Raw genomic sequence first — 26,437 nt, 5'->3', positions numbered from 1 at the left:
GGTGATGGCTTATGCCTGGGAGCCGCTGCGCACCCGGGCAATCACCTCACGGTACTGGCGTGCGATATGCGTGATGTCTGCGGCGCGGCCTTCCGCAATCGCCTTGGGATTGACCAAATCAGAGCCGACGCCGAGCGCGGAGGCTCCGGCATGCAGAAAGTCTGCCGCCGTTGCGATGGTGACGCCGCCGGTGGGAATGAGGCGAATCTCCGGCAGGGGGGCTTTCAAGGCTCGCAGGTAGCTGGCGCCGCCCACGGCAGAGCAGGGAAACACCTTGACATAAGCCGCACCCGCTCGCCACGCCGTGACCACTTCAGTCGGCGTGAGTCCACCGGGAATGGAGACCTTGCCCGCACGCAAGGTGGTTTCCACCACATCGAGATGCAGGCTGGGGCTGATGACAAACTCCGCACCAGCCTCGATCGTGGCGACGGCCTCGGCTGCGGTGGTCACGGTGCCTGAGCCGAGCAGCAGGCGGTCTCCGTAGGTCTTGCGCAGGTCCTTGAGCAGATCAATTGCGCCGGGCACAGTCATGGTGACCTCCATGACTTCGACGCCGCCCGCCATCATGGCCTCCACAAGGGCATGGGCTTCTGTTGTGGATTTTGCGCGCAGTACGGGAATCAGCCCGGCTGCTTCGAGTCTCTGTTCGATTTCGTTGGCCATCGCAACTATCTTCTCATTCGTATGGAGCCATCGGCCATGGTGTGCTCGACTTCCGCGAGCGTCACCATGCTGGCATCGCCGGGGGTGGTCATGGTGAGCATGCCGTGAGCCACGCCGCAACGCAGCGCCCACTCGATGGACTGGTTTTGCAGTAATCCGTAGATGAATCCCGAGGCAAAGGAATCGCCGCCGCCCACGCGGTCGAGAATCTCGATCGGTCGCAAGGGAACCTCGATTGTCTGGCCCTGGCTGTGCGCCACGCCGCCCCATGTGTTGTGCATCGAACTCGTGACCGTACGGCGCGTGGCTGCGATCACCTTCAGGTTGGGATAGGCCGCGGCCACTTCGCGCAGCAGGTGATCCCAGCCTTCGAGTGGCATAGGGCCAGAGCTTTTGGTGGGCGACACGGTGATGGGAATGCCCAGTCGCTCGCGGAAATCTTCTTCGCCGCCGATGAGCACATCCACTTCACGAACCAATTGCTGGTTGACGCGTGTCGCTTCAGGATTGCCACCAAACTCGCGCCAGAGCGAGTCACGATAGTTCAAGTCAAAAGAGACAATGGTTCCCGCAGAGCGTGCGGCTCGAATGGCCTCAAGCGCGACCTGGGGACTGCTCGCCGAGAGCCCCGCAAAGATGCCACCTGTGTGGAACCAGCGGACACCCTGGGCGAAGATGGCCGTCCAGTCAAAGTCGCCGGGCTTGACCTGTGCAATGGCCGTATGGCCGCGGTCAAAGCAGGCCACACCGGGACGATGGCCGAAGCCACGCTCCAGAAAGTAAAGCCCATTGCGTGCGGCGCGGCCTACGCCGTCATAGGGCACCCAGCGAATCAGAGAGGTGTCCACTCCGCCTTGCAGCACGAGGTCCTCGACAAGGCGGCCTACCGGGTTATCTGCGAAAGCCGTGGCAACGGCCGTGCGCAGCCCAAAGCATCGGCGCAGGCCGCGAGCCACGTTATATTCGCCGCCGCCTTCCCACACGGCAAATTGGCGTGTGGTGTGAATGCGGCCTTCGCCGGGATCAAAGCGCAGCATGATTTCGCCGAGGGCAAGGCAATCCCAGGCATAATGAGTGCGGTGGAATGGCGGCAGTAGGCTCATTGGTTCCTCAAAGACTTCAACTCAGATGTCACCATAGCATCGCAAGACGGCGCAGCGCGTAAGGTTTCAGTCACGCGGCACAAGCCGCGGGCTATTCCGCAGCAACTCGGATCACGGCTCCGAGCAGATGGCTCTCCCCGGGAGGTACCGTGACAGCGCAGGTGAGTACGTTGCTGGCTTCCACGGCAGCAAAGCGGCGCCATTCCTCATCTCCAAGGTCGCTCATGGCGCGCGCGCTTTTCTCCCATGGGTTCCAGGTCACGGTAGAGTTGGATCCGGTCTTCTCGATTTCTATTCGGCGGTGCAGCATGGGGTCGTGAATTGTCAGAGGTGTAGTGGTGTGGAGGTAAGCATTGTCTGTTTCTCCGCTGAATTGCAGATCGCCCTGCTGCCGCTTTTCGCGGTTGCCGTCCATGTTGTCGAGATAATGCGCGCCATCGAGGCCGGCCACGCGTACCTGCGTCACATCGCCAACTGCGTGATACGTGTGCAGCGCTTCGGCAATGGTAACGGGCATGGAAGCTTCATTGGTGAAAGTGAGGGCGAGCTTCAGCTCCGGACCGAATGTTGCCTCATAGCGCAGGCGGAAGGGATGCGGCCACCACCGCTGAGACTCGGCATTTGGCGCGGTGCTGAGAGCGACCGTCACGCCTTCGCCTGAGGGCTGAATGCTGTCCAGTTGCCAGGACGTGGTGCGCACAAAGCCATGCTTGGGCGCGGCCGGGTTATCGTCCTTCGCCCGAAACCATGGAAAGCAGATAGGAATGCCGCCGCGGATGGCCTGATCCGGCTGCCAGCGCGAATGCTGGCTGAGGAAGAGGACCTCTTCTGAGCCTGCAGGCTGCCAGGAAGTGACATGCGCGCCGTGGAGATAAATCTCCCCATGAGCGGCAGGTGCGGTGATGCGGATTTTTGTGAGACCGCCCTGGCCAGGGACAATTTCTGCCAGGCCAGGCAGTCCGTGGCGGGCCTGCAATGCTTCAGCGGAGAGAGCTTCCATAGGGGCAGTATGCTCTTTTCCCTACTCAGCTGTCGCGCTCGCCCCGGTGGGGGATTGGCGGAAAGGCGCAGCTATGTTTGGATGGACGGGAGCCGAATTGCCATGCATCTGACAGAAACTCCCCCTTCGACAATGTCCCGCTCTGAGCAGGTGGCACGCGTAGTGCTGCTTGCTGCCCTGTTTTCAGCCATAGGCTTGACTTGCCTGCGTACCTCGCCAGGCTCTGATCTGGATATCTGGTGGCAGATGCGCGCCGGACAGTGGATCGCGCATCATCATGCTTTTCCGCACATCGACTTTTTCTCGCGGATTACACCGGCCAGGCCATGGCATGCCTATAGCTGGCTTTTTGAGCTACTGACGCTGGGGCTTTATCGCAGTTTTGGATTTCTCGGACTGATGGCCTATCTCATCGGCTTTATGCTGGCCATTACGGTGGCCATGTACCGGATGGTAGCGCGCCTGCAGAGCGATTTCACTATCGCCATCCTGCTCACGGCGGCGGGTGTCCTCAGTATTGACCGGCTTTATCAGCCACGCTCGTGGCTGCCGTCGATTCTCTTCTTTGTGATCCAGCTTGATCTGCTGGATCGCGCGCGGCGCAGCGGGCAGTGGCGCAAGCTTCTGTGGCTGCTGCCGCTGTATGCACTGTGGGCCAATCTGCATATTCAGTTCATTGATGGCCTTGTGGTGCTGGCGGCCACGGCATGCGAGCCCCTGTTGCGGCGCTTCTGGCCGTGTCCGCAGGCTCCGGGGGGGCCTGCCAGCCGCCTGTTTGCCATTCTGGGCGGATGCATCGTGGCGGCGATGGCCAATCCATATGGCTGGAATATCTATCACATCGCCTACAAGCTGGCTTCTGAGCCCGGCGTGATCAACAAGATTCAGGAACTGCTGGCGATGCCCTTCCGCCATTGGGAGGACTATACGATTCTGGCTCTGGCCGTGGGCAGCGCGGCGGCGCTGGCGCGAAAACGCATGCCAGATCTGTGGCTGTCGCTACTGCTGGCCATGGGATTGGTGATTTCATTCCGTTCCCAGAGAGACGTGTGGTTTCTGGCAAGCGTCGCGTTGCTGATTCTGGCCTCACAGTTGCCCGGGCGTGGCGATGCGGTACGGGCACCCCGTTGGCGGCGCTGGCAGGCGGTCACGGCAGTGCTGGCCGCCACGATTGCGGTGATGGCCGCAGGCGGCTGGCTGATGCATGTGAGCAATGAGAGCCTGCACAAAAAGATGGCGAAGGATTTACCGTTGCAGGCCGTGGAGTTCGTGAAAGAGAAAGGCTATTCCGGGCCGCTATTTAACGATTATGGATGGGGTGGTTTTCTGATTTGGCATCTGCGCATGCCGGTGAGCATTGACGGGCGCGCTGCGTTTTACGGCATCCAGCGCATGAACCGCTCCTCCCAAACCTGGGGTGGTCAGCCCGGATGGCAGGATGATGCGAATCTGAAAACCGCGCGCCTGGTCATCGCTCCTGTAAAGGATGCTCTGACACAGTTGCTGCGGTTGGATCAGGAGTGGAAGCTCGTCTATGAAGATAAACAGGCGGCTGTATTTGTTCGGCGATGAGCCGGGCTACTACACTGGCTTCATTCCTGAGGGCAGCAATGATGGACAGGATTTATTCGGCGGGTTTTCAGTGTGCCGGTTGTGGTGAATGGAATGAGACGCAGGTGGACCCCACCGGCGGCAGCCGCCAGTCGTATGTAGAAGATTGCCAAGTCTGCTGCAAACCTAACGTGCTCGATGTTCGCTGGGATGGCGAGGCCTACACCATTCGGGCCGAACTGGAGAGTTGATTCATCGCCGTAATCACACCAGCGAATCACCTTTTGAGCGGAGAAAGCCCTCGGTAGCATTCTCTGTCTACCCGCCGGTTTGCCAGATCAGTTCCTGATTTGCGGCACGCCGCCCAGGATGGTCTGCTGGATTTCGCCTGAAGGGGAGAGCACGGTGATATCGGCCCGGCGGCCAGGGGCCAATTCGCCGAGTTGGTCTCCCAGCCCAATCATGGTGGCCGGGTTGCTGGTGGCGAGCGGCACAATCTGCGCAAGATCTTCGCCGGTAAAGCTGGAAAAGTTGCGCACGCCCCGGTCGAGTGTAAGCGTGCTGCCCGCTAGCGTATTTTCTTCAATCAGTGCGGTGCCGTTTTCTACCCGAACATCCAGTTCGCCCAGCTTGTACGGCCCATCCGGCATGCCGGCCGCAGCCATGGCGTCGGTGATGAGAATCCCGCGCTCGCGGCCTTTCATCTGCCAGAAGATGCGTACGGCAACAGGATCGACGTGCAGTCCATCGCAGATCAGCTCCGCATGGAGTGAGCGGTTCGTGAGCACTTCGCCCACAATGCCGGGTTCGCGATGGTCAAAGCGCCGCATCGCGTTGAAGGTGTGCGTAGCGGAGACGGCTCCGGCCTGGACGCCGCGCTGCGCTTCGGCCAGCGTGGCGTTGCTGTGGCCCATGCTGACGCGAATGCCCAGTTCCACCGCTCGGGCAATGACCTCGTCCGCGCCCGGCAGTTCTGGAGCAATGGTCAGCAGCCGCACGTGGCCTTCGGCGGCCTGCCACATGCGATCCAGCAGCGCGACAGAGGGGCGCTGCAGCAGCCGCTCGGGGTGCGCTCCGCGCTTGTGCGGCGAGAGGAACGGGCCTTCGAGATGAATGCCCACCGGCCGCGCGCCAGGCTGGGCATCACTCGTCGGGCCGCTGAGCAGCCGGGCCAGTCCTGAGAGGGAGTGCAGGGTAGGTTCCACCTCTGCCGTGACCGTGGTGGCCAGGTAGGCACCCACGCCATGCCCTGCCAGAAATCGGCCAATGGTCGCAAGGGCTTCCGGTGTGGCCTCCATGATGTCGTGGCCGGCGCTGCCGTGAATGTGAACGTCAAAATAGGCTGGAGCCAGTGTGGCTCCCGGAAAGTCAAGAACTTCGCCTTCGGGCAGGCTTGCTTCAGAGCGTGAGGCGATGCTGACAATGTGGCCGTCTTCCAGAACCACGACCGGGTTCGGTAGCTCGTCCAAAGGGGTCACAAGCCGCGCGGCAGTAAGGATCGTTCGCATCACACTCCGAATCTACACTGGTAGAAGCATGAAATTGCGTAGAATCGGTATCCATCTTTCCACTTCTGGCGGAGTTTATAAAGCCGCCGAGCGCGCGCATGAGATTGGCGCGAACACATTCCAGATATTCTCGGCGAGTCCGCGCATGTGGCGCGCGCCCAAAATCAACCCGGCCGACTGCGAGCGAATGCAGGTGTTGTGCCGGGAGTATGACTGCAATCCGCTGGTGATTCACGTGAGTTATCTCGTGAACCTTTGCAGCCAGTCTGAGGAGGTGCGGGCCAAGTCTGTGACAGCCTTTCGCGGCGAGGTAGAGCGCGCACTGGCGCTCGGCGCGCGGGGGCTGGTGCTGCATCCGGGCTCGTGGAAGGGGCTGACACGCGAGCAGGGGCTGCAACTGGCGGCCGAATCCATCGCCTCGGCGACCGAGGGCATCGACTTCACCGGCCGAGACTTTCAGGTGCTCATTGAGAACACTGCCGGGGCGGAGTTTTCGCTGGGCGGCAGCTTTGAGCAGGTAGCCGAGCTGATCGAGCGGCTGCGCAGCGTGGTTCCAGTCGGGGCATGCCTCGATACCTGCCACTGCCACGTGGCTGGCTACGACCTGGTCGGCGATGACGGATACGAAGCGACCGTGCAGCAGATTGCCGATACCGTTGGGCTTGAAACCGTGCGCGTCTGGCACGTGAATGACGCCAAGGCCGCTCGCGGGTCTAAGCTCGACCGCCATGAGCATATTGGCGAGGGCACCATCGGTGCCAGGCCTTTTCGGCGGCTGTTGCAGGATGCCCGCTTTGCCCACTGCGCGTTTATTGCGGAAACTCCGGTGGATGAAGAGGACGATGACGCCCGGAATCTGCATCTATTGCAGCAGTTGAGCCGCCAATAGCCGCGCGACGGACCATCGCCGGGAGCCGCATGCCGGGCGGCTCCCCAGTTACAATCGAAGGTGAATATGGCAACCGACATGACACCAAAGGCCGCCTCTGCGGCTGGGGCTGAGTCCTCTCCGTCCATGACCCCTGACGCGGCACAAGAACTCCGGTACAACCCGGCAGAGATTGAGCCGCGCTGGCAAGAGCGCTGGGCCGCGCAGCCGGATCTCTACGCAACTGAGCCGCCCGAAAGCGGCAAACCGAAGTATTACGTGCTCGAGATGCTGCCGTATCCTTCGGGACAGCTCCACATGGGGCACGTGCGCAACTACTCCATTGGCGATGCGCTGGCGCGTTACATGTGGATGCAGGGCTACAACGTGCTGCACCCCATGGGCTGGGACGCCTTCGGCCTGCCGGCAGAGAATGCCGCGCTCAAAAACAACACACCGCCGCGCGAGTGGACGCTCTCCAACATTGCCCATATGCACAAGCAGATGGATCGCCTGGGGTTGAGCTATGACTGGCGCAATGAGGTGACCACCTGCCTGCCCGAGTACTACCGCTGGAACCAGTGGTTCTTCCTGCGCATGTATGAGAAGGGGCTGGCCTACCGCAAGCAGAGCAAGGTGAACTGGTGCCCGCAATGCGCCACCGTGCTGGCCAATGAGCAGGTGGTGAATGGCTGCTGCTGGCGGCATGAAGACCAGATTGTGGAGCAGCGTGACCTGGAGCAATGGTTCTTACGCATCACCAACTACGCGCAGGAGCTGCTGGACGACCTGAACCAGCTCGAAGGCTGGCCGGAAAAGGTGCGCACCATGCAGCGCAACTGGATCGGCCGCAGCGAAGGCGCGGAAGTCGAATTTGCCGTGGAAGACGCCGCCTCGATTTCAGAGGACGAGCAGCAGCGCCGCGGCGGAACCGCGATTTTGCCTGCCGGAGAAACGGTAAAAGCGAGCGGCCAAAGTATCCGGGTATTTACCACCCGTATTGATACGATTTACGGCGCGACCAGTCTGCAACTGGCTCCGGAGCACGTGCTGGTCAAAGAGTTTAGCGCGGCTGACGAGAAACTGGCTCGCGAAGTGGACGAACTGCTCGAGCAGCAGCGCAAGGCGCGGGAAGCCGGTGACGTAGGCGCCATTGAAAAGCATGGTGTCTTTACAGGGCATTACGCCATCAACCCGTTCAATGGCGAGCGCCTGCCTATCTGGGTGGGCAACTACATTCTGGCCGACTACGGTACCGGCGCCATCATGTCTGTGCCCGCGCATGATGAGCGCGACTTTGAGTTTGCGCACAAGTATGGGCTGGAGATGCGCGTGGTCGTGCTGCCGCGCCGCACGGATGAGCCGACGCCCGACGGCGAGCCGGAAGAGCCGTTGCTGCCGTTCACCTCAGAGGAGAGCATCCTCATCAACTCTGGCGACTTCAACACGCTCGGCTGCCAGGAAGCGCAGCAGAAGATGGCCGCCTACGCCCAGGAGAACAGCTTCGGCCAGGCGCAGGTCACCTTCCGGCTCAAGGATTGGGGCGTCAGCCGTCAGCGCTACTGGGGCACGCCCATCCCGATGATCCATTGCGAGAAGGACGGCATTGTGCCGGTGCCGGACGATCAGTTGCCGGTACTGCTGCCGCCCCAGATCGAGATCACGCAGCAGGGCGGATCGCCTCTGGGCCGCGACCCCGGCTTTGTGAACACCACTTGCCCGAAGTGCGGCGGCAAGGCGCGGCGCGAGACCGATACCATGGACACCTTTGTCGATTCGTCCTGGTATTTCTACCGCTACACCAGCGCTCGCAATGACAAGGCTCCATTTGACACTGACACGGTGGCATATTGGTTTCCGATTGACCAGTACATTGGCGGCGTCGAGCATGCCATTCTGCATCTGATCTACTCGCGCTTCTGGACGAAGGTGATGCGCGATCTCGGTATTGTCAAAAACGACGAGCCTGCCACTCGGCTTTTCACGCAGGGCATGGTCATCAAGAACGGCGCGAAGATGTCGAAGTCCAAGGGCAATGTGGTTTCGCCCGAAGACATGATTGCGCGCTATGGAGCGGATGCCACGCGCATGTACGCGCTGTTTGCCGCGCCGCCCGACCGCGATCTGGACTGGCAGGAAGATGGCGTCGCCGGAGTGAGCCGCTTCCTGTCACGCGTCTACCGGCTGGCCATGCGTCATGCCGAACGCGCAAAGCAGGCCAGCGGCGGGGCGGAAGCAAACTCCGCGACCGAACAGGCACTGCTGCGCAAGCTGCATCAGACGATTCGTAAAATCACTGAGGACTTTGGTGGCCGCTGGCACTTCAACACCTGCATCGCCGCCATCATGGAGCTGGTGAACACCGCGACCGCCGCAGAAGCTGCCATTCAGAACGGAGAAGTGTCAGATGCGGTGCTGCGCGAGCTGCTGCGAAACCTGGTGCTGCTGCTGGCTCCGTTCGCGCCGTATCTGGCCTTTGAGCTATGGGACCAACTCGGCGAGCAGGATAATCTGCTGCGCGCTCCATGGCCGAAGTTTGAAGAGGCGCTGGCCCGCGAAGATGAGATAGAGATTCCCGTGCAGATCAACGGCAAGCTGCGTTCGGTGATTCGCGTGGCCGCCGAGGCTACGCAGGATACGCTGCGCGACACGGCCATGGCCGATGAAAAGGTTGCCGCTGCGATCGAGGGCAAGCAGGTGGTCAAGGTCATCGTGGTGCCTGCCAAACTGGTGAATCTCGTGGTTCGGTAAGCCATGCCGGAGCCCACGCCTTCTCTCGCGCAACGGATGAGGGCGTGCTGGCTCCGGCCGGGCCTGCTGGCTCGCGAGCTGGCCTGGCGGTGGGGATACGGTGTTCCGGCTCTGCTGCTCACTGCTTACGAGTGTTGGCGGATTTACCAGCAAGCCAGGCCTGCCCTGCTGGCCGCCGGCTTACGGAAATTCTCCTTCACACATGTGAATCAAAGCGCCTTCATTCTGGCCGGTATGATGCAGGTGCTGCAACCGGCCGTCAGTGCCGTCGCCATGTGGTTGTTGCCGCTGCTCGGGGCGGGCTGGGCATTGGCGTTTGGTTTTGGCCGCATGGCGGTGCTTCACCGGTACGCGCCGGAACTGCCTCGCAAACCATGGCATCTGGTAGCCATGCAGGCCTTGCGGCTGGGGGCCCTAGCCGTTACGCTCACCCTCTGGTGGCGCAGCATTCAGTGGGCGGCGTTTTCCACGTCTCATGGTGGCCAAGCCCCGGATTTGACGGCCTATTTCGGCTGGGTTCTTCTCTTTTTGCTCGCTTTTTGCGCGCTTTGGACGGTGTGGAGCTGGGTCTTTTATGCCGCTCCGCTGCTGCTTTTGCTGGAGGGCCGCAGCTTTGCCGCGAGCCTGGTGCAGAGTCTGCGTCCGAGGCCATGGAGCGCCCGTCTGGCGCAGGCCAATCTGGGAATCAGCCTGATCCGGCTCATGCTGGCTCTGCTCTCCATAGCGCTCAGCGGGTTGCCCGTTCCCTTGGGGCTCGCCGGGCTTGGGCTGTACCTATGGTGGACGATGGTGACCGTCCTCTACCTGGTGGCCTCGGCCTTCCTCGGCATGGTCCGGCAGGGGATATTTCTTCAGCTTTGGAAGTCAGCCCCGGCTGCCTGAGCTTGCCCGAACCACGTAAACTAGATACGTGGAAACCTCCTCGATCGTCATCCTTGATTTTGGCTCTCAGTACACGCAGCTCATCGCGCGCCGTATTCGTGAGCAGAACGTCTTTTCTGTCGTGCTGCCATGCACGGCCTCGCTCGAAGAAGTGCAGGCACAGCGTCCACTCGGCATCATTCTGTCAGGTGGTCCCTGCTCGGTCTACGACGCCGATGCGCCGCCGGCCGATCCGCGCGTGCTCGAGCTGGGCCTGCCGGTGCTCGGCATCTGCTATGGCTTGCAATTCATCACGCATCATCTTGGCGGCAAAGTTCGCTCGGCAGAGAAGCGCGAATACGGTCATGCCGAGGTCATGGTAGAAGACGCAGGCAACGCGCTTTTCACGAATGTTCCTCCTTCGGTGAACGTGTGGATGTCGCACGGCGACGAGGCGCTCGAACTGCCGCCCGGATTTCATCGCACCGCGAAGACGGCAAATGCTGTCGCCGGCATTGCCAACCCCGAGCGCCGCATTTGGGCCGTGCAGTTTCATCCTGAGGTCAAGCACACGGCGCACGGCACTGATCTGCTGCGCAACTTTGTCTTCAACATCTGCGATGCGAAGCCGGAATGGACGCCGGAGCTCTTCATTCAGAGCACGGTGGCCGCCATTCGCGAAAAAGTTGGCGATGGCCAGGCCATCTGCGCGCTCTCAGGCGGAGTAGATTCATCGGTGGCCGCAGTGCTGGTGCATCGCGCCATTGGCGACCAGCTGACCTGCGTGTTCGTCGACAACGGGGTGTTGCGCCTGAATGAATTTGAGAAGGTGCAGCAAAACTTGCGCGGCAAGCTCGGCCTGAACCTGGTAGCCGTGGATGCAAGCAAGCGCTTCCTCGATAAGCTGGCCGGCGTCACCGATCCGGAGGCGAAGCGCAAGATCATCGGCAACGAGTTCATCGCGGTTTTTGACGATGAGGCGCACCGCATTGCGCAGCAGACCGGCGGCGTGGACTGGCTGGTGCAGGGCACGCTCTATCCTGACGTGATTGAGTCTTCATCCGTCAAAGGTCCTTCGCAGACCATCAAGAGCCATCACAACGTCGGTGGCCTGCCTGAGGATATGAAGCTCAAGTTGATTGAGCCGCTGCGCGATCTTTTCAAAGATGAAGTCCGTCGCATCGGAGCCGATCTGGGCATGCCGCAGGACATTCTGCAGCGCCAGCCCTTTCCGGGGCCTGGTCTGGCTGTGCGCATTCTCGGTGAAATTACGCCTGAGCGTGTCGCCCTGCTGCAGGAAGCCGATGACATCGTGGTGGACGAGATCAAGAAGGCCGGTTTGTATCAGCAGATATGGCAATCCTTTGCCGTGCTGCTGCCGGTCAAAAGCGTGGGCGTCATGGGCGACCAGCGCACCTATGCCTACACGTGTGCCATTCGTGCCGTCCACTCAGATGACGGCATGACAGCTGACTGGGTGCCGCTGCCCTACGATGTGCTCAAGAAAATCTCCAGCCGCATCGTGAATGAAGTACGTGGCATCAACCGCGTCGTGTATGACATCACGTCAAAGCCGCCCGGCACCATCGAGTGGGAGTAGTCTCTGACCGCCTGCATGCCATCATTTCAATGGCATGCAGGCAAACATCACGAATACAAGGTTGCTCTTTAGCTGCTCTTTGATATCCTTCGGCATCCCCATTTTCCCTCTGCAAGGATGCCCGATATGCCCCGGTTCCGCTCTCTTGTGACTGCAGCCATTTTGATGGCATGCTCCTCTTTCCTTTTTGCTCAGAGCAGCGATACGCTGAACTACTTCGCGCGCGATCCGCAGCAGCCGATCGATCATCAATACACCCAACACATCAAGCAGTACACCACTGAGCCGTACTTCAACTCTCCGCTGACCGACTATCTGCCGGCGTCGAAGACAGTTCCCACGCCTGAAGCTGTGCTGGGCGATGTGAGCGGGGCGCCCAACACGCTGCCCTATGCGGAGACCGTCTACAAGTACTTCCGTCTGCTGGCCAAGAGCACCCCGCGCGTGCGTGTTTACACCATCGGCCACACAGAAGAAGGCCGCGAGATGATCGCCGTCGCGATTGCGGATCAGCCCTTGCTTGACCAGCAGCAGGCTAACAATGCTCGGCTTGCAAAGCTGGCCGATCCGCGCACCATTCACATGGATGACAGAGTCGCAGCGCAATTGGAAAAGCAGTCCTACCCGGTCTACTACATCACCGGTACCATCCACTCCATTGAAACCGGCGCGCCTACAGCGCTGATGGAATTGGCTTACCGGCTTGCGGTCGATAATTCGCCTTACATTCAGTACATTCGGTCGCACATGATTGTCCTCATCACCCCGGTGGTCGAGGTGGATGGCCGCGACCGCATGGTGGACATATACCGCTGGCATCGGGCGCATCCAAACGAGCAGTGGCCGCACCTGCTGTACTGGGGCCACTACGTTGCGCATGACAACAACCGCGATGCCATGGGCATGTCGCTCGATCTGACGCGCAACGTGCTGAACACCTATCTCGATTGGCATGCCCAGGTGCTGCATGATCTGCACGAGTCAGTGCCGTTCCTCTACGACAACACGGTGGGCGACGGCCCCTACAATGCATGGATCGATCCGATCTTGACTGGCGAGTGGCAGCAGCTTGGCTGGAACAACGTGCAAACGATGACGCAGCTTGGCATGCCGGGTGTCTTTACGCATGGCGACTTTGACACTTGGAGTCCCGGCTACCTGATGTTTCTGGCGGCAATGCACAACGGCATCAGCCGTTTGTATGAAACCTTTGGCAATGGCGGCGCTGATACTGAAAAGCGCATTCTCGATCCTGATGAGTATGAGCGTACCTGGTACAAGCCCAATCCGCCGTTGCCAGAGACCATGTGGTCGCAGCGCGACAACAATAACTATGAAGAGACCGCGCTGCTGAGCACGCTGTCTTACTTCTCGCACCACGGCTCAGAGTGGTTGCAGAACTACTACCTGAAGTCGAAGCGCTCTGTCGAGAAACCCAGTCTGGCAGGACCCGCCGCTTACGTCATCTACCCTGATGGTGCGTCGAGCCGCCGCGTCGCTCTGTTGCAGGTGATGAAGCTGCAGCATGTCGAGATACAACGCCTGAGCCAGCCATTCACCATCACGCAGAAGCCGGATATTCAGAATCAGCCGAACGCTCCGGCCGTGACCACGACCATCCCTGCTGGAAGCTATGTCATCCGCATGGATCAGCCTTACTCGCGGATTGCCGACGCGTTGCTCGACCGTCAGTACTGGGCGCCTGATGATCCGCAGAAGCATCCCTATGACGATACAGGATGGTCTTTCCCCGACCTCTTTGGAGTACATACACTGCGCGTCACCGATGATGGGATCCTAAAGGCGCCCATGACACCAGTGCCGTCTGTGGCTGCGCTGGAGCAGAAGCAAGCTGACCAGACGCTGACGGGTGGTGGCATTGTAGCCGTGGATCAAAAGGGCGAGATCTCTCTGCTCGGCCTGCGCTATGCCATGAAAGACGCCAAGGTCTCGATTGCGGATGCGAGCTTCAATGCGGCAGGGCACAGCTTTCATGCAGGCTCGCTCCTCATTCAAGATGCTGATGAGACAAAGCTACGTGACGCACTGCACGTCGCGGATTTACAGGGCATCACGCTCGCAACCATGCCAAACGTGAAGATGCACGTAGCTCCCTTGCCACGGATTGCCTTCATGCACACGTGGCTTACCACGCAGACCGAAGGCTGGTGGCGTCTCGCATTCGACAAACTCCATGTACCCTACGCTTACATCAGCACTCAAACAGTTGCAAAAGAGCAGGACCTGCGCAGTAAATATGATGTGATCATCTTCGCACCCGTCAGTTATGTGAGCGATGAGCAGATCATCGATGGCATGCCGATGTGGGGCAACCCCATCCCGTGGGAGAAGTCGCCCATCACTCCCAATCTTGGCCGCATCGATTCTACCGCCGACATGCGCCCCGAATTGGGTCTCGATGGACTCCAGCATTTGAAGAGCTTTGTGAGTCAGGGCGGCCTGCTGATTACGTCAGAGAGTACGGCTCGGTTCGCCATCGATGAAGGTATGGCGCCTGGAGTATTTATGAATCAGACCAGCGGCACTCGCGTCGTCGGCTCGGTGTTGAATGCAACTCCGATGAGCGCCGGTCCAGTCCTTGCCGGCTACCGTGGCAACTTTGGCGTCTATAGCGAATCGGGCATGACCTTTGCGATTAGCAATGAGATGGTGCGGCAATATGTGCCTACCCAGCAGGACTATAAGCGCCCCACGGGACGAGGTGGTCCGAATGCGGTCGACACGCCGGAAGCTCGTCCGCCTGCTCCGCAAGTGGTGCTGCCGTCCCCCGAGCCGTGGCAGGCAACCCCACTCAATATTGAGCAGACGCGGAACAACCCGTGGGTGATTCCGGTGGCAGATCGTCCGCAGGTGCTGGTGCGCCTTGGCCCAGCCAATGGACTACTGCTCTCTGGACTGCTGGTCCGCGCAGGTAATATCGCCAACCGGCCGGTCGTAGTAGATGCACATTATGGAAGCGGTAATACGCTTCTGTTCGCTATCAATCCGGTTTATCGCGGAGAAACCATCGGCACATATCCGTTGGTGTTCAATGCCATTCTCAACTTCGACAGGCTCAATCAGGTGGCTCAATAGACCATCTGGCTGACTAAGGCAGTAATTAAACAGACTACGGCTCAGCGTCTCCCTGGCAGGAAGCGCGAGCCGTGTTCTTTTTGAGACAACTAATTCTGTTGGTCGATTTCGAGCTCGTCGCCTACCTCTATGCCACAGGCTCGAATCTGTCCAGGGGGCAGTTCGAGCACGTGCGCCGTGCGCAGTGTGAGCCCGCACAGTCGCCAAGGCTTTACTTCATGTCCCACTCGCAGTACACGCTTCATCCTGTCGAGGGCGACCACGTCGATCTTCATGCGCATCCAGCACGTATGTACTCCTGAGGAGGGCGTGATCAACATGCCTTCGCCCGGAGCCAAGGACGTACGGCCCATCAGGCCGATCAACCGGGTTAGAAAAGAGTTGGCTACCGCGATTCGTTCGCCGGCCACGGTAGCCTTGCTCTTGTTGAAGATGCGTACCTGCTTCATCTGTGGTTAGGCTGCCTTGTTCTTGCGGCGCATAACGAGAATAGCGGCTACAACAACGATTCCGATACCTGCGATGATGCGAATCAAAGTAGTGCTGATCATGGTTTCTCTCTCCTCTTGAGTAATGGTTTGTTGTCAAAATCGCTGCTTCAGGCGGCGATAGCATTCGGGGCGATACATCCTTTACAGCAAACTGTTCTAATCTCTCTTTTGTGGCTGTTTCACAGCACCTCTCTTGCTCCTATTGAGTCATATGAAACAGCCCTTTGGAAATGGTGATAAACGCGGGGCCTAGCAGAACAATAAAAATGCAGGGGAAGATAAAAAGAACCAGTGGGAAGAGCATTTTTACGGTTGTCTTTGCCGCTTTCTCTTCTGCAATCTGCTTGCGCTTGAGGCGCATGCTGTCTGAGAAGGTGTTCAGCGCGCGCGTGATTGGCGTGCCAAATCGTTCTGTCTGCACAAGCATGCTGACGAAGTTCTGAATCTCAGGCAATCTTGTGCGCTCAGCAAAACCCTTCCATGCATCGACACGAGGCCGTCCTGCTCGCTGCTCCCGGTTGATCTGTAGAAACTCTTCATTGATCTCAGGATGGCTGACGGCTAGTTCCTGTCCGACACGCAACATCGCCTGGTCGAGTCCAAGCCCGGCATCGACGCAGATCACAAGCAGATCGATAGCGTCGGGCATGCTGCGGCTGATTCTGTGACGGCGTCCCTTCACTTTGCGCTCCAGCCAGAAGTCCGGACCAAGATATCCGGCACCTGCAAGTGCGACGGCCCACAGAAATGTATTGCTTGGGAAGAACGTCCCTATCAGCACGCCCAAGAGAGGAGCCAGCAGACGCGCGCCCAGATAGAGTTCCATATGCTCCGGCTTGCGCATTCCGGCGGCCATGAAGCGGTCGCGCAATTTCTGGTTTTCCACCATCCCCAGCGTCACACGCAGTCCCTTCATGGCATGCAGCATGCTCTTGCCAAGAACCTTGGTGGGGGATGGACCGCGTACAACTTCGTGCTGCGTTACTTCTGCAATGCGCCGCGCTGCCGTACGCTCGGGAGCAGCCAGAAGAAGGTTCACCAATAGCGCGCTAACGCTGAAGAGCATGATGGCAAGAGCGAGATAAAAAAGCGTAGTCATGGCAGTTACACTTCGATCTTTACGATCTTGTTGATAAAGAATGCTCCAACAGAGATTAGTCCCGCGCCCGCATACAGCATCTTCTTCCCAAGCGGATCAGTGAAGAGTGGCTTCGCATAATCGGGGTTGATCACATTGATGAGAATTCCAAGAATGATGGGCAGCAATGCCAGAATCACGCCCGTGAGCCGACCTTGCGCCGTTTTTGTTTTCACCTCACCTTGAATGCGGAGCCGCTCGCGAATGACGTAGGTCGTGCGATCAAGAATCTCCGTGAGATTGCCGCCCGTCTCCTTTTGCACCATCATGGCTGTCACCAGGAAACGCAAATCGCTTGATGGCACTCGTTCTGCCAGTTGCAGCATGGCGTCCCGAAAGGGAAGTCCAAAATTCTGTGCGCGAAAGACTTCGCCAAATTCCGAGGCAACAGGCTCCTGGCCCTGCTCTGAAACCACCTCAATAGCGGATGCAACGGAATGTCCGGCGCGCAGAGCTCGTCCGAGTAAGTCGATAGAGTCAGGCAGCGCGGCGTTGAACTTCTTCAATCGTTGAGCACGTTGAAAATTTAACGCGACGAACGGAAATACCAGGCCAATAACTGGAGCGCCGATCTCTACGATCAGTTGCGGATAGAGCAAACGAGCTGCAATGAATCCTCCAATACAAAATCCTCCAGTCTGCAAAAGGACACGTCCCGGAGTTGTGTTGCGGTGGGCCTGCAGGATTATCTTCTCCAGCCGCGGATAGAAATCGAAGCGGTCCAGGAATGCATCCACCCGTGCCACACTGCCTGCTCCAAGAGGCTGCTTGAGCAGCGTCTCTGGAGTACCAGCTTTGTTTTCCTGCACGGAGCCGCGCGATGTCAGTGCATCGAGCCGTTGATAGACCTTTTTTTCCTGTTTGGATGGGCGGGACAGCACCGCAATCATCGCAAAGCTGATCAGCAGCATGATGAGGAAGATAAGGATCAGCAACATCGCTACACCTCCACCGGTTGATCAAGCATATTGAGATTGAATGGAATGCCGGCAGCCTTCAATTTCTCTGCAAACTTCGGCACAATTCCGGTTGAGTAAAAGCGGCCCTTCACTTTCCCATTGGGGCCAAGCCCCATTTTTTCGAAGAGAAAGATATCCTGCATGCTGACCACATCGCCGCTGGTTCCGGTAATCTCGCTGATATGCGTGATGCGGCGGCTACCATCGCTCAGGCGGTGCGCTTGAATCAGAATGTGCACGGCTGAAGCAATCTGATTGCGGATTGCTTTTTCCGGCAAAGTGACGTTGCCCATCATGCACATCGTCTCCAGGCGCGAGATGGCGTCGCGAGGAGTGTTCGCATGCAGGGTGGTGATGGAGCCATCGTGGCCTGTGTTCATGGCCTGCAGCATGTCCAGGGCTTCTTCCCCGCGAATTTCACCGAGCACCACGCGATCAGGGCGCATACGCAGTGCGTTGATCACTAGTTCCCGCTGGCGAATAGCTCCTTTGCCCTCCACATTCGGAGGACGGCATTCCAGCCGCACCACATGATCCTGCTTCAGTTGCAATTCGGCGGAGTCTTCAATCGTAACAATGCGCTCTCTCTCTGAGATAAACCCAGAGAGCACATTGAGTAGGGTCGTTTTGCCAGCACCCGTACCGCCGGCCACCACAATGTTGAGGCGAGCGCGCACCGCACCCTTCAGCAGTTCCAGCATGGCTGGCGTCAAGGCGCGGAAGCGTACCAGATCGTCGGCTGTCAGCGGAGAGCTTGGAAATCGGCGGATCGAGATGCTCGGACCATCGATTGCCAGCGGCGGAATCACGATGTTGACGCGTGATCCATCGAGCAGACGAGCATCGACCATGGGAGAAGACTCGTCCACACGACGGCCCACGGCAGAGACGATCTTGTCGATGATGTGCATCAGGTGTGTTTCGTCTTTGAAGACGACGTTCGTGCGCTCCAGCACACCTTTGCGCTCAACGTACACAACCTTGTGCGTATTGACCAGAATGTCGTTGACGGTGGGGTCCTGCAACAAAGGCTCAAGTGGACCAAGGCCAAAAACCTCATCCAGTACTTCCTGCGCAAGCCGGTCACGATCGATAGCGCTGAGTGGAACGCCCTGTTCGCCAATCAGTTGTTGAATCAGGGTGAGCAGTTGCCCCTGACCATTGCGCTGGCCCTGCAGTACGCCCAGCTTTTCCAGGTCAACTCGTTTGATGAGCTCGTGATGCACGGCCGACTTGAGCTCGTGGTAGCGGTTCAGCGGCAGGGGAGCTGCTGTTGATTTCGGCTCCACCGCTGTCGGACGAGTGATCGCATTCAATCTTAAAATTGGGTCAGCGGCCATGTTGTACTCCTCTGTTTGCTCTCATGGCTATTTCCAGAAGGCGAATTTCTTCTTCCCGCCCGCGCTGTTCATAGTGTGGGTTTCGCCAGAATCCGAGGTCACCTGATCGGCCCACTTGCTAATGCTGGTTGAAAAATCTGACCGGCGCTGTGCTGAGATCGGCTCTCCGGCATTGATCGCTTTTAGCAGCTCTGCGTAGCTGTTAGGAACGCTGATGGAAACAGGGAAGCGGACCACTTTCTCAATCTGTTCGGCATCGATGGCATCGTGAGAAGAAGCGCGATTGATCACAATGCGCAGCCGGGAGGAGTTCATCTCTGAAAGGCTCAGGTTCTCGATGTGGCGCGAAAGATCGCGCAACGCGGCTACGTCAGGCGTGGATACAAGATAGACGCTGTCTGAAAGGCGAATCATCGCCGCTGCGGTCTCCTCGTACTGCAACGAGGAGTCGAGGATGATGTAGTCATATTCGCGGCGCAAAAAGTCGAAGATGCGTTCCAGATCTTCATAGCTTGCGCGGGAACGAGCCGTGCATGTGTCAGGGGAGCAAATGACAGAGAGGCCGCTCGCATGTCGCAGCAGAAAGCCCTGAAGTAAATCTGAGTCGAGCCGGTCTACATTGCGGATCAGGTCGTCAAAATGATAGTTGCTCTCCTTCAGTCCCAGGTGAAGGCACACGTGCCCGAGCTGATGGTAGTGGTCAATTAAGAGCGTCTTCTTGCTGCAGCGTCTGACGAGGTAAGAGGCCAGGTGCACGGCAAGCGTGGTGGTTCCTACGCCGCCTTTGGCGCCAAAAACTGAGAGCACTCGGCCGCGCGCGGCTGTCGATTCCATCTTCGAGAAAATTCGTCCTTGAATTCGCTCGAGGGTCTCTACCAAGTGTGTAGAGTCGAGGGGCTTCTGAAGAAACTCGTTGCATCCGGCACGCATGGCGCGCAGCAGGATCTCTGTGTCCAGATTTGTCGAGACGCCTACGCAAGTGACGCGAGGTGAAGCCATGGTGTGCAGTGTCTCCGCTGTTTCCAGCGCCGCTTCCACATCACGGTCAAAATCTATGAGCGCAACACAGCACGGGGCACTGCGCATACTTTGCGGAAAGTGCGGCCGCTGGCTCGCGGAAATGTACTGCTGAAATTCTCCTGCAAATTGCACCGTTTGAAATTGCTGTGGAACCTGCGCGGCAAGTTCATTGAGCGCAGCATCAGCGCACACCGTGAAGAGGGCCACGACGGTATCTGTTCCTGGGATCGTCATATTCATGGCTCCACTGGCATCGGAGGAGGGTTCCCCTTTTGCTTCTTGTGGCGTGGGTGCTTTTTGAGTCGCTGATCAAAAAGCTTGTTGTCGAGATAAGGCTTGGCCAGTGCGGGCAGCTTCGGTGCAACAGTAGGCTCATGCAGCGGATCAACGATGGTCGGCGTGACAATCACGATCAGGTCCGTGGTCGATGCCTGCTTCTGGTAAGACCGGAAGAGCTGGCCAAGAATCGGAATTCTCGAGATACCAGGCATGCGCTCGTAATCATTGGTCAGGCGATGGTCAAGCAACCCTGAGATCGCAAAACTCTGTCCATTTTTCAGAACGACTTCGGTCTTCGCGCGCCGGGTATCTATCGCAGGAATGCTGTAGCCGGAAATCTGCACTTCATTCGTGTAGTCCAGCGCACTTACCTCGGGTGCGACCTTCAGCCGGATCGTTCCATCGGGATTTACATACGGTGTGAAGTCGAGCTTTACCCCATAAGGGCGGAACTGAACCGTAACCGAAGTAAAGCCCGTCGTGCCGCCCTGCACCACGGGAAATGGAAACTGACCTCCGGAAAGAAAGCTGGCTTCGACGCCACTGATGGATGTAATCGTAGGCTCTGCCAGAATTTGCAGTACCTGGTCATTTTCCAGAGCCTGGATAGTAGCGCCCAGATTCAGGTCAGAGCTGTACAGCAGCAGATCGAGCGGATTGGACACCGTAATAGGATTCGCTGTGGAATTTCCTCCCAATGTGTAGTTGCTGAACGAAGGGAACTGCTGCGTGCCGGTCACCGCGGCGTTGCGGCCTGCGCTGATAAAGTTGAAGCCAAGTTGTTGCGCGCGCGTCCGATCCACTTCAGCAAATCGCACCTTCAGTTGCACCTGTTGCACGCGTTGTGGCGCTAGATCGATCGAGTTCTCCACCGTCTTGGCATAGCCTTGCGCAAGTTTCTCTGCGGCCGCCGCTTCGCTCTCGGTGGCAACCTCGCCGGTCAGCGTCACTCGATCCTGTAACGCCGAAGCGTGAATCATATCGTGCGGAAAAGCTGCATTGATCGCGGCCTGCAAGCCGCTCACGTCAATGTCAGACGACACGGTATAAACATTGCTGCGGCCGCTTTCATCCCATACCACAAGGCTGCTGATCCCGGGCGCCTTGGCCGTGATGAGTACCTGATGCGGACTTGCCGTAAAGGAATTCAACACGGCAGGATCGCTCACATAGACGCGCTTCAGCGGCGTCGCAGTGTCCAGAAACATGGAGCGGCCTACCAGCAGATGCAACATGAAATTGCTGTTGTTGAGTTGCACAAAATCGACCGGCCCCTGTGCCGTTTCTGCTGCTGCCGCGGCATTGACAGGGCGCGCACCGGCAAGCGGCAGCACTGCGATCAGCGCCACGGTCATCGCTCGATGCAGTAGGTTCCTCCGAGTTGGAGCAGTGATGTTCATGGTCAGAACGTACTGTCCTCAATCTTGCTTCCGAGTATGGTTTGCACCACATATGGCTTTGGCTTTGAAACCGCCTGCCGCCGGTGCCCGCCAGATGCCACAGTGTGTCGCGGTTGCGGTGAGTAGCCATCCAACTCTGCCAGGTCTGCCGGCGGAGGCATGCCCTTCTGCTGATCTGCGCCGTTGCGCAGCACAAAGTGAATGGTGCCCTGTGTGCTCGCCAGCACGGCACGTTCTGCATCCTCTGGGGAAAGCAGCAGAGTCACAATGTTCACGGTGGTTGGCTTGCCTTGCGGATCAGGCTGCGTCTGATGCCCCGTCGCCAGAACCAGTGCGTTCTGCAGTACGGTTGCGGTAATCGGCTGCGGACTTCCCGGATTCCGGTAGGTCACCAGCACATCCACATGCGAGCCTGGAAAGATGAAACCGCCCACTGCAATCACATCGTCCGTATGCAGCGCGATAGCACGCATGCCATTGGGAATGCGCGTCGTGATGCCGAGGCTGGAGCCGGGAGCCGCCAGATCGGTACTGAGGATGGGTTGCCCCACTGTTACAGGAAAAATGGCAGCGCGGCCTATGACATCCTTGGTCGTAGCCATGCCACCCTGCAACGGTAGATTCGCAGGCCAGAGAATCGTCTTTACATCCGCGGCCTGAATCACCTCACCGACTGCGATGGGTCGTGCCGCAGCCATATATTGTTTTTGCGGTGCGGCGCGATGCGCCGAGTGAGTCAGTTTTCTGCCGAGCAGCAACGTGAATCCGCCTGAGATGACCAATGCGGCGAGCAGCGCGGTTAGTTGACGGCTCTTCATCGCTTAACCTCGTACATAGGTCGATGCCAGGGTAAAAATGCATCCGGCAGCAATCGCCAGTCCATAAGGCAGACGCAGGCTCTGCTGATTTCTGACATTCAGCTCAGGATGTGGTTGCAATCCCGCATGGCGATGGTGCGACATGAGCATCGCGACATTGCCCAGGGTCTGCTTGAAACGGCCACGTGCCAGTGCCAATCCAAGGGCCATCACACCGCCGGCGATAGCCGTGGTGACGAGTAGTTCGATCACAAAGTGATTCCCAGCCACACAGGCTACAGCCGTCATCAGCTTGACATCGCCGGCGCCCATGCCGCCTGCAAGAAAGAAAACCAGAAAGACTACAAACGCCAGCAACGCCGCCAGGGCTGCCATTCCCATTCCGCGCCAACCGTCAAAAGCAAAGTGCAGCAGCAGCCCCGCCAGCAGCGCCGGCCCCGTTAGCTTGTTCGGAATCCGCCGGGTGCGCGCATCGTGGACGGCGCCTGCAAGGGCAACTGCGGAGGCTGCAATTACATAGATCAGCGCAGGGTGGGAAGCATTCATGGGAGTCACCAAAGCAGTCAAAACCAGGTACATCTGGCAATCGCAGGCAGCTCGATATTTTGAGGGGAGTGTGGCTGCCGTGCGGGTTATAGAGATTCAGGAATGGGCACCGTCATCGGGCGCGGTGCCCACCCAGGAAAGTTTCATCGGCTTAGCTGGTGGCGGTTGTGAGCTGATTGTTGACACTGTTAAAGGCGTTCTTGATTCCGTTGGCCACTCCGCTCATGGCGGCAACGGCGGCCAGGCCGATGAGTGCGGCGACGAGAGCGTATTCGATCAGATCCTGACCGGATTCATCCTGCAGCAGATTATTCAGAACGGTGCGATAGTGCTTCATGTGTCTCTCCTCCAGGGCTCGAAACCCGGCTCGTACTTCCTTACCGGTCCGGCCTCCTGGGTAGAATAGTAACCTCAAAGCGCTCTTTTGGTACCCATTCCATGCTGGCACTTTGGTGGTACTCAGGTAACACAAGTGTGCGGTTACTTTTGGTAAATATTTGTAACGATGAAGCGGGCATCTAAGGAATCATCCAGCTCTACACGCATAATCCCCAGGAAAACCATAAAAGTCCCGAAGTTTATTGAAATGCGGCGACTTTCAGCGTGGGTATGGAGGGAGTGGAGGGCAAGGCAAGATTGATGGCTCCGCTACCGGTCAGGCTGATCTGGTCCGTCACAATGTCGCCCACAATGAAGGTCCCGGTGCTGGTGCCGCCGCTGAGTTTCAGCACATCTCCATAGCTGCTGGAGTGAAAGTAGAGCGATCCGGCAAAAGACAGGCCCGCGCTGCCTGAGAAGTTCGGCGAGGCTGTGTCGCCATGCGCCTGAAAGATGAGAATCCCGCGCACGCCCGGATTGCCGGCAGAGTCAGTCGTGTCTCCGCCGCTGTCATAGTAGGTGCCGTTCTGCGTGCAGGGTGCCCACAGCAGGTCGTCATCATTCAGAGAGGATGGCATGTTGAGTTCGGATGGTGGTGATGATCCATCGCAGGTCAGCATGGTCGCAGGAACCGTATCGAGACCACTGTCTCCGCTGCCGCCTGAGGCCGTATAGGTGCCCGAAGAGAAGTAGAACATCACTCCCTGGCCCTGGCTGTAATCCCATCCTTCCGCAGACGAAACCGGGCTGCATGCCGCTGCAGAGTATCCCGAGGTATAGCTGCTCCAGCAGGGAAGACCAACGCGAACATCGTTGTTGGTAACGTTCAGCGATCCATTGATGTAATAGATGCCCGGCAGAAAAATGACTGTTGAGTAGTTGTTCGGCAGAGTGATGCCGTTAGGGTAGTAGCCCGGCGCGAACTCTGCGCAGTTGGTCGGTATGCCGTTGTCGTAAGCTGGCGCATTGGGGTCAGGGCAGCCATCCACATGGTAGCCCACCCAGCGGTAATAAGTGCCTGCCGCATAGTTGCTGTTCTTGGTTGCGGTGTAGGTCGCGGGCGTAATCGACATGACGCTCGTCGGTGCCGCAACGCCGGAATAAGGATCTCCCACAGGCAGCACATTGGGATTCCAACTTCCGGTGGTGCCGGGGTTGAAGCCGACATAGCCGCCGCTGTTCTGGCAGCCATTGGTGTTGAGCGGTTCGTCGCCCGTGATGCCCACGTCAGAGCCCGTATACTTGGGGCCGCCGAGACTTGTGTTGATCACGCCTGAAGGAGCACACACAACTGCGCTGCTGCTGTTCGAGTCCACCTGCAATGCGCGTGATGGTCCGCCGATGATGTTCAGGCTGGCTCCGCCGGAATAATAGAACGCGCCCGAAGCAGTGGGATCCAGCACCAGAACGGGAGCCGGTTCCATGACTTCCGCCAGTCCGCAGATCGATGTGGCCTTCACCTGCGAGTAGTGAAAGCCATGCACTAGTTGAATTAGGAAGGTCCCAACGCTCTCTGTGACAGTGACCTGCAGGTACGGTGTGCTGGTCATCGAAGTGGGAGGCGTGGTGATGCCGGCAATACTGCTGGGAAAACTATAACTGACACTGTTCCATGCACTGGTATTCGTAGCAGAGGGTGAACTGGGACCAGCGCTATTGAATCCATTGAAGGCGGCATACTTGCAGATGCTGGCCGAGGAAGTAGAAGTGCAGGTGCCGGCAGTGCCCGGCGTGAATCCCGAGCTGGGAGTTCCTCCGGCAGAAGAGTCCAGCAGGTCCAGCGCGCCTGCCTGGCAGGCGGCGTCCGCTGCTGCTTGCGCAGATTGCCGATGAAACCAGAGATTGCTCACATCCACAGCCAACCCTGCGGCGGTGAGCAGCAGCACAGAGAAAAAGGCAAGCAGCACAATCGCTGCCTGGCCTGACTCCGCCCGCGCGTTTCGCACTTTGCTGCGCAAGTCAGTAGACAACAACCCCCTCCGATTCCGCCTGCAGGGTCTGAGCGATTCCCGGCATGCTGAAGTAGGGCACATACTCATAGCTGGACTCCACCTTCACATGCGAGCCGGGGGTGGATGTTCCGTCCGGATAAGTGACCGTCACCACCAGCCCCGTCATGTTGTGCAGGCTGATGACAGCGTTATTTGTAACCACATTCTGTACATTTGTTCCCGTGCTGTCGCCGCAGCCCTTGCTGGGTCCACTGCAATTGCTGCTGTCGGTTCCATGCACAATGGCATAGCGCACGCCGAGCCGCGTCGCATCCGCAATCACGCCTTCGGTGTAGGTGAGCATGCACGTCTCAAAGGCGTACAGGCAAAAAGGGATCCCCACAATCAAGGCCAGCGCCGTCTCCAGCGTGGCCGAGCCATGCGTGCGGCGAAGCAGGGATCGCAGGCGGCGCAACATGATCAGTCCTCCGCTCGCATCACGACCGCTCGATGAAAGCTGCTGCTGGGCACCAGGTTTGCTCCAAACAGCGAGATGGGAATCGGAGGCTGCACCTTATACGTCACATCCACACGATTCAGGTAGAAGGTGGGCGCTTCCGGATCGGCTTCCGTCGCCGTCGTAGTGGTGGTGCTATAGGGCGTGCTGCCGCCGGTGTAGTTATAGGTGGCACATTTGGTGTAGTTGTTGCTGGTGCCCAATTGCTTTGAGCACACCGTAATCGTCGTGACCGTTGTCGATTTGGCCAGCCCGCCCAGATCGGCGAGAGCCAGCGCCGCTACCGTATCAGCCGTACTTGGCGGCCCGGCCAAAGGCAGACTCTGTTGTCCCGGAGACTGATAGCCCTGAATCGAGAATTCCGCGGCATTGCGCGCGGCTGAGGTCAGGTTGGCGGCCACAATGAAAAAGTAACCGTAATCGACCGAATAGATAATGAGCAGCGTCATCACGACCATCATGACGGCTGTCTCCAGCAAGCTTTGCCCCTGAGTGTCGCGACATAGCGCACCCGCCCTGCGAGGCTGTGCCCCGGGCAGTAACCGCTGCTCGCGTCCAGGGGAAGGCAGATGCATGAGGAACCAAGGCAGCAGGGTTGTCGTTCACCCTGCAAAGC

At 58.7% G+C, this 26,437-nt stretch carries 23 protein-coding genes; 7 read left to right on the top strand and 16 right to left on the bottom strand.

The genetic code is table 11. From position 1 onward, the window contains the following. Nucleotides 1-9: 9 nt before the first annotated feature. The 3 genes from ACP_RS05370 to ACP_RS05360 form a co-directional block, all read right to left on the bottom strand. Nucleotides 10-666 (bottom strand): bifunctional 4-hydroxy-2-oxoglutarate aldolase/2-dehydro-3-deoxy-phosphogluconate aldolase, encoded by a 657-nt coding sequence (locus ACP_RS05370; protein ID WP_015896282.1) that lies wholly within the window; start codon nucleotides 664-666, stop codon nucleotides 10-12. Between the two features lie 5 nt (nucleotides 667-671). Further along, nucleotides 672-1,769: a sugar kinase gene (locus ACP_RS05365; protein WP_015896281.1), complete on the bottom strand. Its 1,098-nt coding sequence runs from the start codon at nucleotides 1,767-1,769 to the stop codon at nucleotides 672-674. Nucleotides 1,770-1,860: 91 nt separating this feature from the next. Then, nucleotides 1,861-2,769, bottom strand: coding sequence for a D-hexose-6-phosphate mutarotase (locus ACP_RS05360; protein ID WP_015896280.1), 909 nt, complete (start codon nucleotides 2,767-2,769; stop codon nucleotides 1,861-1,863). A gap of 102 nt (nucleotides 2,770-2,871) precedes the next feature. Here ACP_RS05360 and ACP_RS05355 point away from each other — a divergent pair, with 102 nt between their 5' ends. Together ACP_RS05355 and ACP_RS05350 are read left to right on the top strand one after the other, a co-directional pair. Next, nucleotides 2,872-4,341: a hypothetical protein gene (locus tag ACP_RS05355; RefSeq protein ID WP_015896279.1), complete on the top strand. Its 1,470-nt coding sequence runs from the start codon at nucleotides 2,872-2,874 to the stop codon at nucleotides 4,339-4,341. Between the two features lie 38 nt (nucleotides 4,342-4,379). Next, nucleotides 4,380-4,571: a CPXCG motif-containing cysteine-rich protein gene (locus ACP_RS05350; protein WP_238525661.1), complete on the top strand. Its 192-nt coding sequence runs from the start codon at nucleotides 4,380-4,382 to the stop codon at nucleotides 4,569-4,571. Between the two features lie 87 nt (nucleotides 4,572-4,658). Here the strand turns inward: ACP_RS05350 and nagA are convergent, their stop codons facing one another. Next, nucleotides 4,659-5,828 (bottom strand): N-acetylglucosamine-6-phosphate deacetylase, encoded by a 1,170-nt coding sequence (gene nagA / locus ACP_RS05345; RefSeq protein ID WP_015896276.1) that lies wholly within the window; start codon nucleotides 5,826-5,828, stop codon nucleotides 4,659-4,661. A gap of 28 nt (nucleotides 5,829-5,856) precedes the next feature. On the opposite strand from nagA, the gene ACP_RS05340 reads away from it, so the two are divergent. From ACP_RS05340 to ACP_RS05320, 5 genes are all read left to right on the top strand, one after another. After that, a complete protein-coding gene (locus ACP_RS05340; protein ID WP_015896275.1) occupies nucleotides 5,857-6,717 on the top strand; it encodes a deoxyribonuclease IV in 861 nt (286 codons plus the stop codon). A 66-nt stretch (nucleotides 6,718-6,783) separates the two neighbouring features. Further along, a complete protein-coding gene (gene leuS, locus ACP_RS05335; protein ID WP_015896274.1) occupies nucleotides 6,784-9,447 on the top strand; it encodes a leucine--tRNA ligase in 2,664 nt (887 codons plus the stop codon). Nucleotides 9,448-9,483: 36 nt separating this feature from the next. Beyond that, nucleotides 9,484-10,329: a hypothetical protein gene (locus ACP_RS05330; protein WP_015896273.1), complete on the top strand. Its 846-nt coding sequence runs from the start codon at nucleotides 9,484-9,486 to the stop codon at nucleotides 10,327-10,329. A gap of 28 nt (nucleotides 10,330-10,357) precedes the next feature. After that, complete coding sequence (gene guaA, locus ACP_RS05325; RefSeq protein ID WP_015896272.1) at nucleotides 10,358-11,908, top strand: glutamine-hydrolyzing GMP synthase; 1,551 nt, start codon at nucleotides 10,358-10,360, stop codon at nucleotides 11,906-11,908. A gap of 165 nt (nucleotides 11,909-12,073) precedes the next feature. After that, the gene (locus ACP_RS05320) at nucleotides 12,074-15,004 is read left to right on the top strand and encodes a M14 family zinc carboxypeptidase (protein ID WP_238525660.1); all 2,931 of its coding nucleotides are present in this window, start codon (nucleotides 12,074-12,076) and stop codon (nucleotides 15,002-15,004) included. An 89-nt stretch (nucleotides 15,005-15,093) separates the two neighbouring features. Here ACP_RS05320 and ACP_RS05315 read toward each other — a convergent pair whose 3' ends face one another. From ACP_RS05315 to ACP_RS05260, 12 genes are all read right to left on the bottom strand, one after another. Next, nucleotides 15,094-15,453, bottom strand: a complete 360-nt coding sequence (locus tag ACP_RS05315) for a DUF192 domain-containing protein (protein ID WP_015896270.1) — start codon at nucleotides 15,451-15,453, stop codon at nucleotides 15,094-15,096. Between the two features lie 241 nt (nucleotides 15,454-15,694). After that, on the bottom strand, nucleotides 15,695-16,594 hold the full coding sequence (locus ACP_RS05310; RefSeq protein ID WP_015896268.1) for a type II secretion system F family protein: 900 nt from the start codon (nucleotides 16,592-16,594) through the stop codon (nucleotides 15,695-15,697). A gap of 5 nt (nucleotides 16,595-16,599) precedes the next feature. Further along, nucleotides 16,600-17,571 carry a type II secretion system F family protein gene (locus ACP_RS05305; protein WP_015896267.1) on the bottom strand — a complete coding sequence of 324 codons (972 nt, stop codon included), beginning with the start codon at nucleotides 17,569-17,571 and terminating at the stop codon, nucleotides 16,600-16,602. Nucleotides 17,572-17,573: 2 nt separating this feature from the next. After that, on the bottom strand, nucleotides 17,574-18,932 hold the full coding sequence (locus ACP_RS05300) for a TadA family conjugal transfer-associated ATPase (protein ID WP_015896266.1): 1,359 nt from the start codon (nucleotides 18,930-18,932) through the stop codon (nucleotides 17,574-17,576). 27 nt (nucleotides 18,933-18,959) lie between these two features. Further along, complete coding sequence (locus ACP_RS05295) at nucleotides 18,960-20,186, bottom strand: CpaE/TadZ family protein (RefSeq protein ID WP_015896265.1); 1,227 nt, start codon at nucleotides 20,184-20,186, stop codon at nucleotides 18,960-18,962. 2 nt (nucleotides 20,187-20,188) lie between these two features. Further along, the gene (locus ACP_RS05290) at nucleotides 20,189-21,580 is read right to left on the bottom strand and encodes a type II and III secretion system protein family protein (protein WP_169305922.1); all 1,392 of its coding nucleotides are present in this window, start codon (nucleotides 21,578-21,580) and stop codon (nucleotides 20,189-20,191) included. Between the two features lie 53 nt (nucleotides 21,581-21,633). After that, entirely contained in the window at nucleotides 21,634-22,449 is an 816-nt protein-coding gene (cpaB, locus tag ACP_RS17195) for a Flp pilus assembly protein CpaB (RefSeq protein WP_015896263.1), read from the bottom strand. A 3-nt stretch (nucleotides 22,450-22,452) separates the two neighbouring features. Further along, nucleotides 22,453-23,028, bottom strand: a complete 576-nt coding sequence (locus ACP_RS05280; RefSeq protein ID WP_015896262.1) for an A24 family peptidase — start codon at nucleotides 23,026-23,028, stop codon at nucleotides 22,453-22,455. Nucleotides 23,029-23,146: 118 nt separating this feature from the next. Next, nucleotides 23,147-23,332: a Flp family type IVb pilin gene (locus ACP_RS05275; protein ID WP_041839306.1), complete on the bottom strand. Its 186-nt coding sequence runs from the start codon at nucleotides 23,330-23,332 to the stop codon at nucleotides 23,147-23,149. Nucleotides 23,333-23,573: 241 nt separating this feature from the next. Continuing rightward, a complete protein-coding gene (locus ACP_RS05270) occupies nucleotides 23,574-25,343 on the bottom strand; it encodes a pilus assembly protein TadG-related protein (protein ID WP_169305921.1) in 1,770 nt (589 codons plus the stop codon). Further along, a complete protein-coding gene (locus ACP_RS05265; RefSeq protein WP_015896259.1) occupies nucleotides 25,333-25,782 on the bottom strand; it encodes a TadE/TadG family type IV pilus assembly protein in 450 nt (149 codons plus the stop codon). The genes ACP_RS05270 and ACP_RS05265 overlap by 11 nt, the downstream gene beginning before the upstream one ends. Nucleotides 25,783-25,784: 2 nt before the next feature. Continuing rightward, nucleotides 25,785-26,300 (bottom strand): TadE/TadG family type IV pilus assembly protein, encoded by a 516-nt coding sequence (locus ACP_RS05260; RefSeq protein ID WP_169305920.1) that lies wholly within the window; start codon nucleotides 26,298-26,300, stop codon nucleotides 25,785-25,787. Nucleotides 26,301-26,437: the final 137 nt, after the last annotated feature.

It is taken from the genome of Acidobacterium capsulatum ATCC 51196, assembly GCF_000022565.1.
Classification (GTDB): domain Bacteria; phylum Acidobacteriota; class Terriglobia; order Terriglobales; family Acidobacteriaceae; genus Acidobacterium; species Acidobacterium capsulatum.
Note: the sequence above shows the minus strand (reverse complement) of the source record. Positions and strands in the feature narration are given on the sequence as shown.

Bases quoted from the DNA above. Each gene is read 5' to 3' on its own strand.
- ACP_RS05370 (WP_015896282.1), bottom strand. From the start codon at position 666: ATGGCCAACGAAATCGAACAGAGACTCGAAGCAGCCGGGCTGATTCCC.
- ACP_RS05365 (WP_015896281.1), bottom strand. From the start codon at position 1,769: ATGAGCCTACTGCCGCCATTCCACCGCACTCATTATGCCTGGGATTGC.
- ACP_RS05360 (WP_015896280.1), bottom strand. From the start codon at position 2,769: ATGGAAGCTCTCTCCGCTGAAGCATTGCAGGCCCGCCACGGACTGCCT.
- ACP_RS05355 (WP_015896279.1), top strand. From the start codon at position 2,872: ATGCATCTGACAGAAACTCCCCCTTCGACAATGTCCCGCTCTGAGCAG.
- ACP_RS05350 (WP_238525661.1), top strand. From the start codon at position 4,380: ATGATGGACAGGATTTATTCGGCGGGTTTTCAGTGTGCCGGTTGTGGT.
- nagA (WP_015896276.1), bottom strand. From the start codon at position 5,828: ATGCGAACGATCCTTACTGCCGCGCGGCTTGTGACCCCTTTGGACGAG.
- ACP_RS05340 (WP_015896275.1), top strand. From the start codon at position 5,857: ATGAAATTGCGTAGAATCGGTATCCATCTTTCCACTTCTGGCGGAGTT.
- leuS (WP_015896274.1), top strand. From the start codon at position 6,784: ATGGCAACCGACATGACACCAAAGGCCGCCTCTGCGGCTGGGGCTGAG.
- ACP_RS05330 (WP_015896273.1), top strand. From the start codon at position 9,484: ATGAGGGCGTGCTGGCTCCGGCCGGGCCTGCTGGCTCGCGAGCTGGCC.
- ACP_RS05320 (WP_238525660.1), top strand. From the start codon at position 12,074: ATGGCATGCTCCTCTTTCCTTTTTGCTCAGAGCAGCGATACGCTGAAC.
- ACP_RS05315 (WP_015896270.1), bottom strand. From the start codon at position 15,453: ATGAAGCAGGTACGCATCTTCAACAAGAGCAAGGCTACCGTGGCCGGC.
- ACP_RS05310 (WP_015896268.1), bottom strand. From the start codon at position 16,594: ATGACTACGCTTTTTTATCTCGCTCTTGCCATCATGCTCTTCAGCGTT.
- ACP_RS05305 (WP_015896267.1), bottom strand. From the start codon at position 17,571: ATGTTGCTGATCCTTATCTTCCTCATCATGCTGCTGATCAGCTTTGCG.
- ACP_RS05300 (WP_015896266.1), bottom strand. From the start codon at position 18,932: ATGGCCGCTGACCCAATTTTAAGATTGAATGCGATCACTCGTCCGACA.
- ACP_RS05295 (WP_015896265.1), bottom strand. From the start codon at position 20,186: ATGACGATCCCAGGAACAGATACCGTCGTGGCCCTCTTCACGGTGTGC.
- cpaB (WP_015896263.1), bottom strand. From the start codon at position 22,449: ATGAAGAGCCGTCAACTAACCGCGCTGCTCGCCGCATTGGTCATCTCA.
- ACP_RS05280 (WP_015896262.1), bottom strand. From the start codon at position 23,028: ATGTACCTGGTTTTGACTGCTTTGGTGACTCCCATGAATGCTTCCCAC.
- ACP_RS05275 (WP_041839306.1), bottom strand. From the start codon at position 23,332: ATGAAGCACTATCGCACCGTTCTGAATAATCTGCTGCAGGATGAATCC.
- ACP_RS05265 (WP_015896259.1), bottom strand. From the start codon at position 25,782: ATGTTGCGCCGCCTGCGATCCCTGCTTCGCCGCACGCATGGCTCGGCC.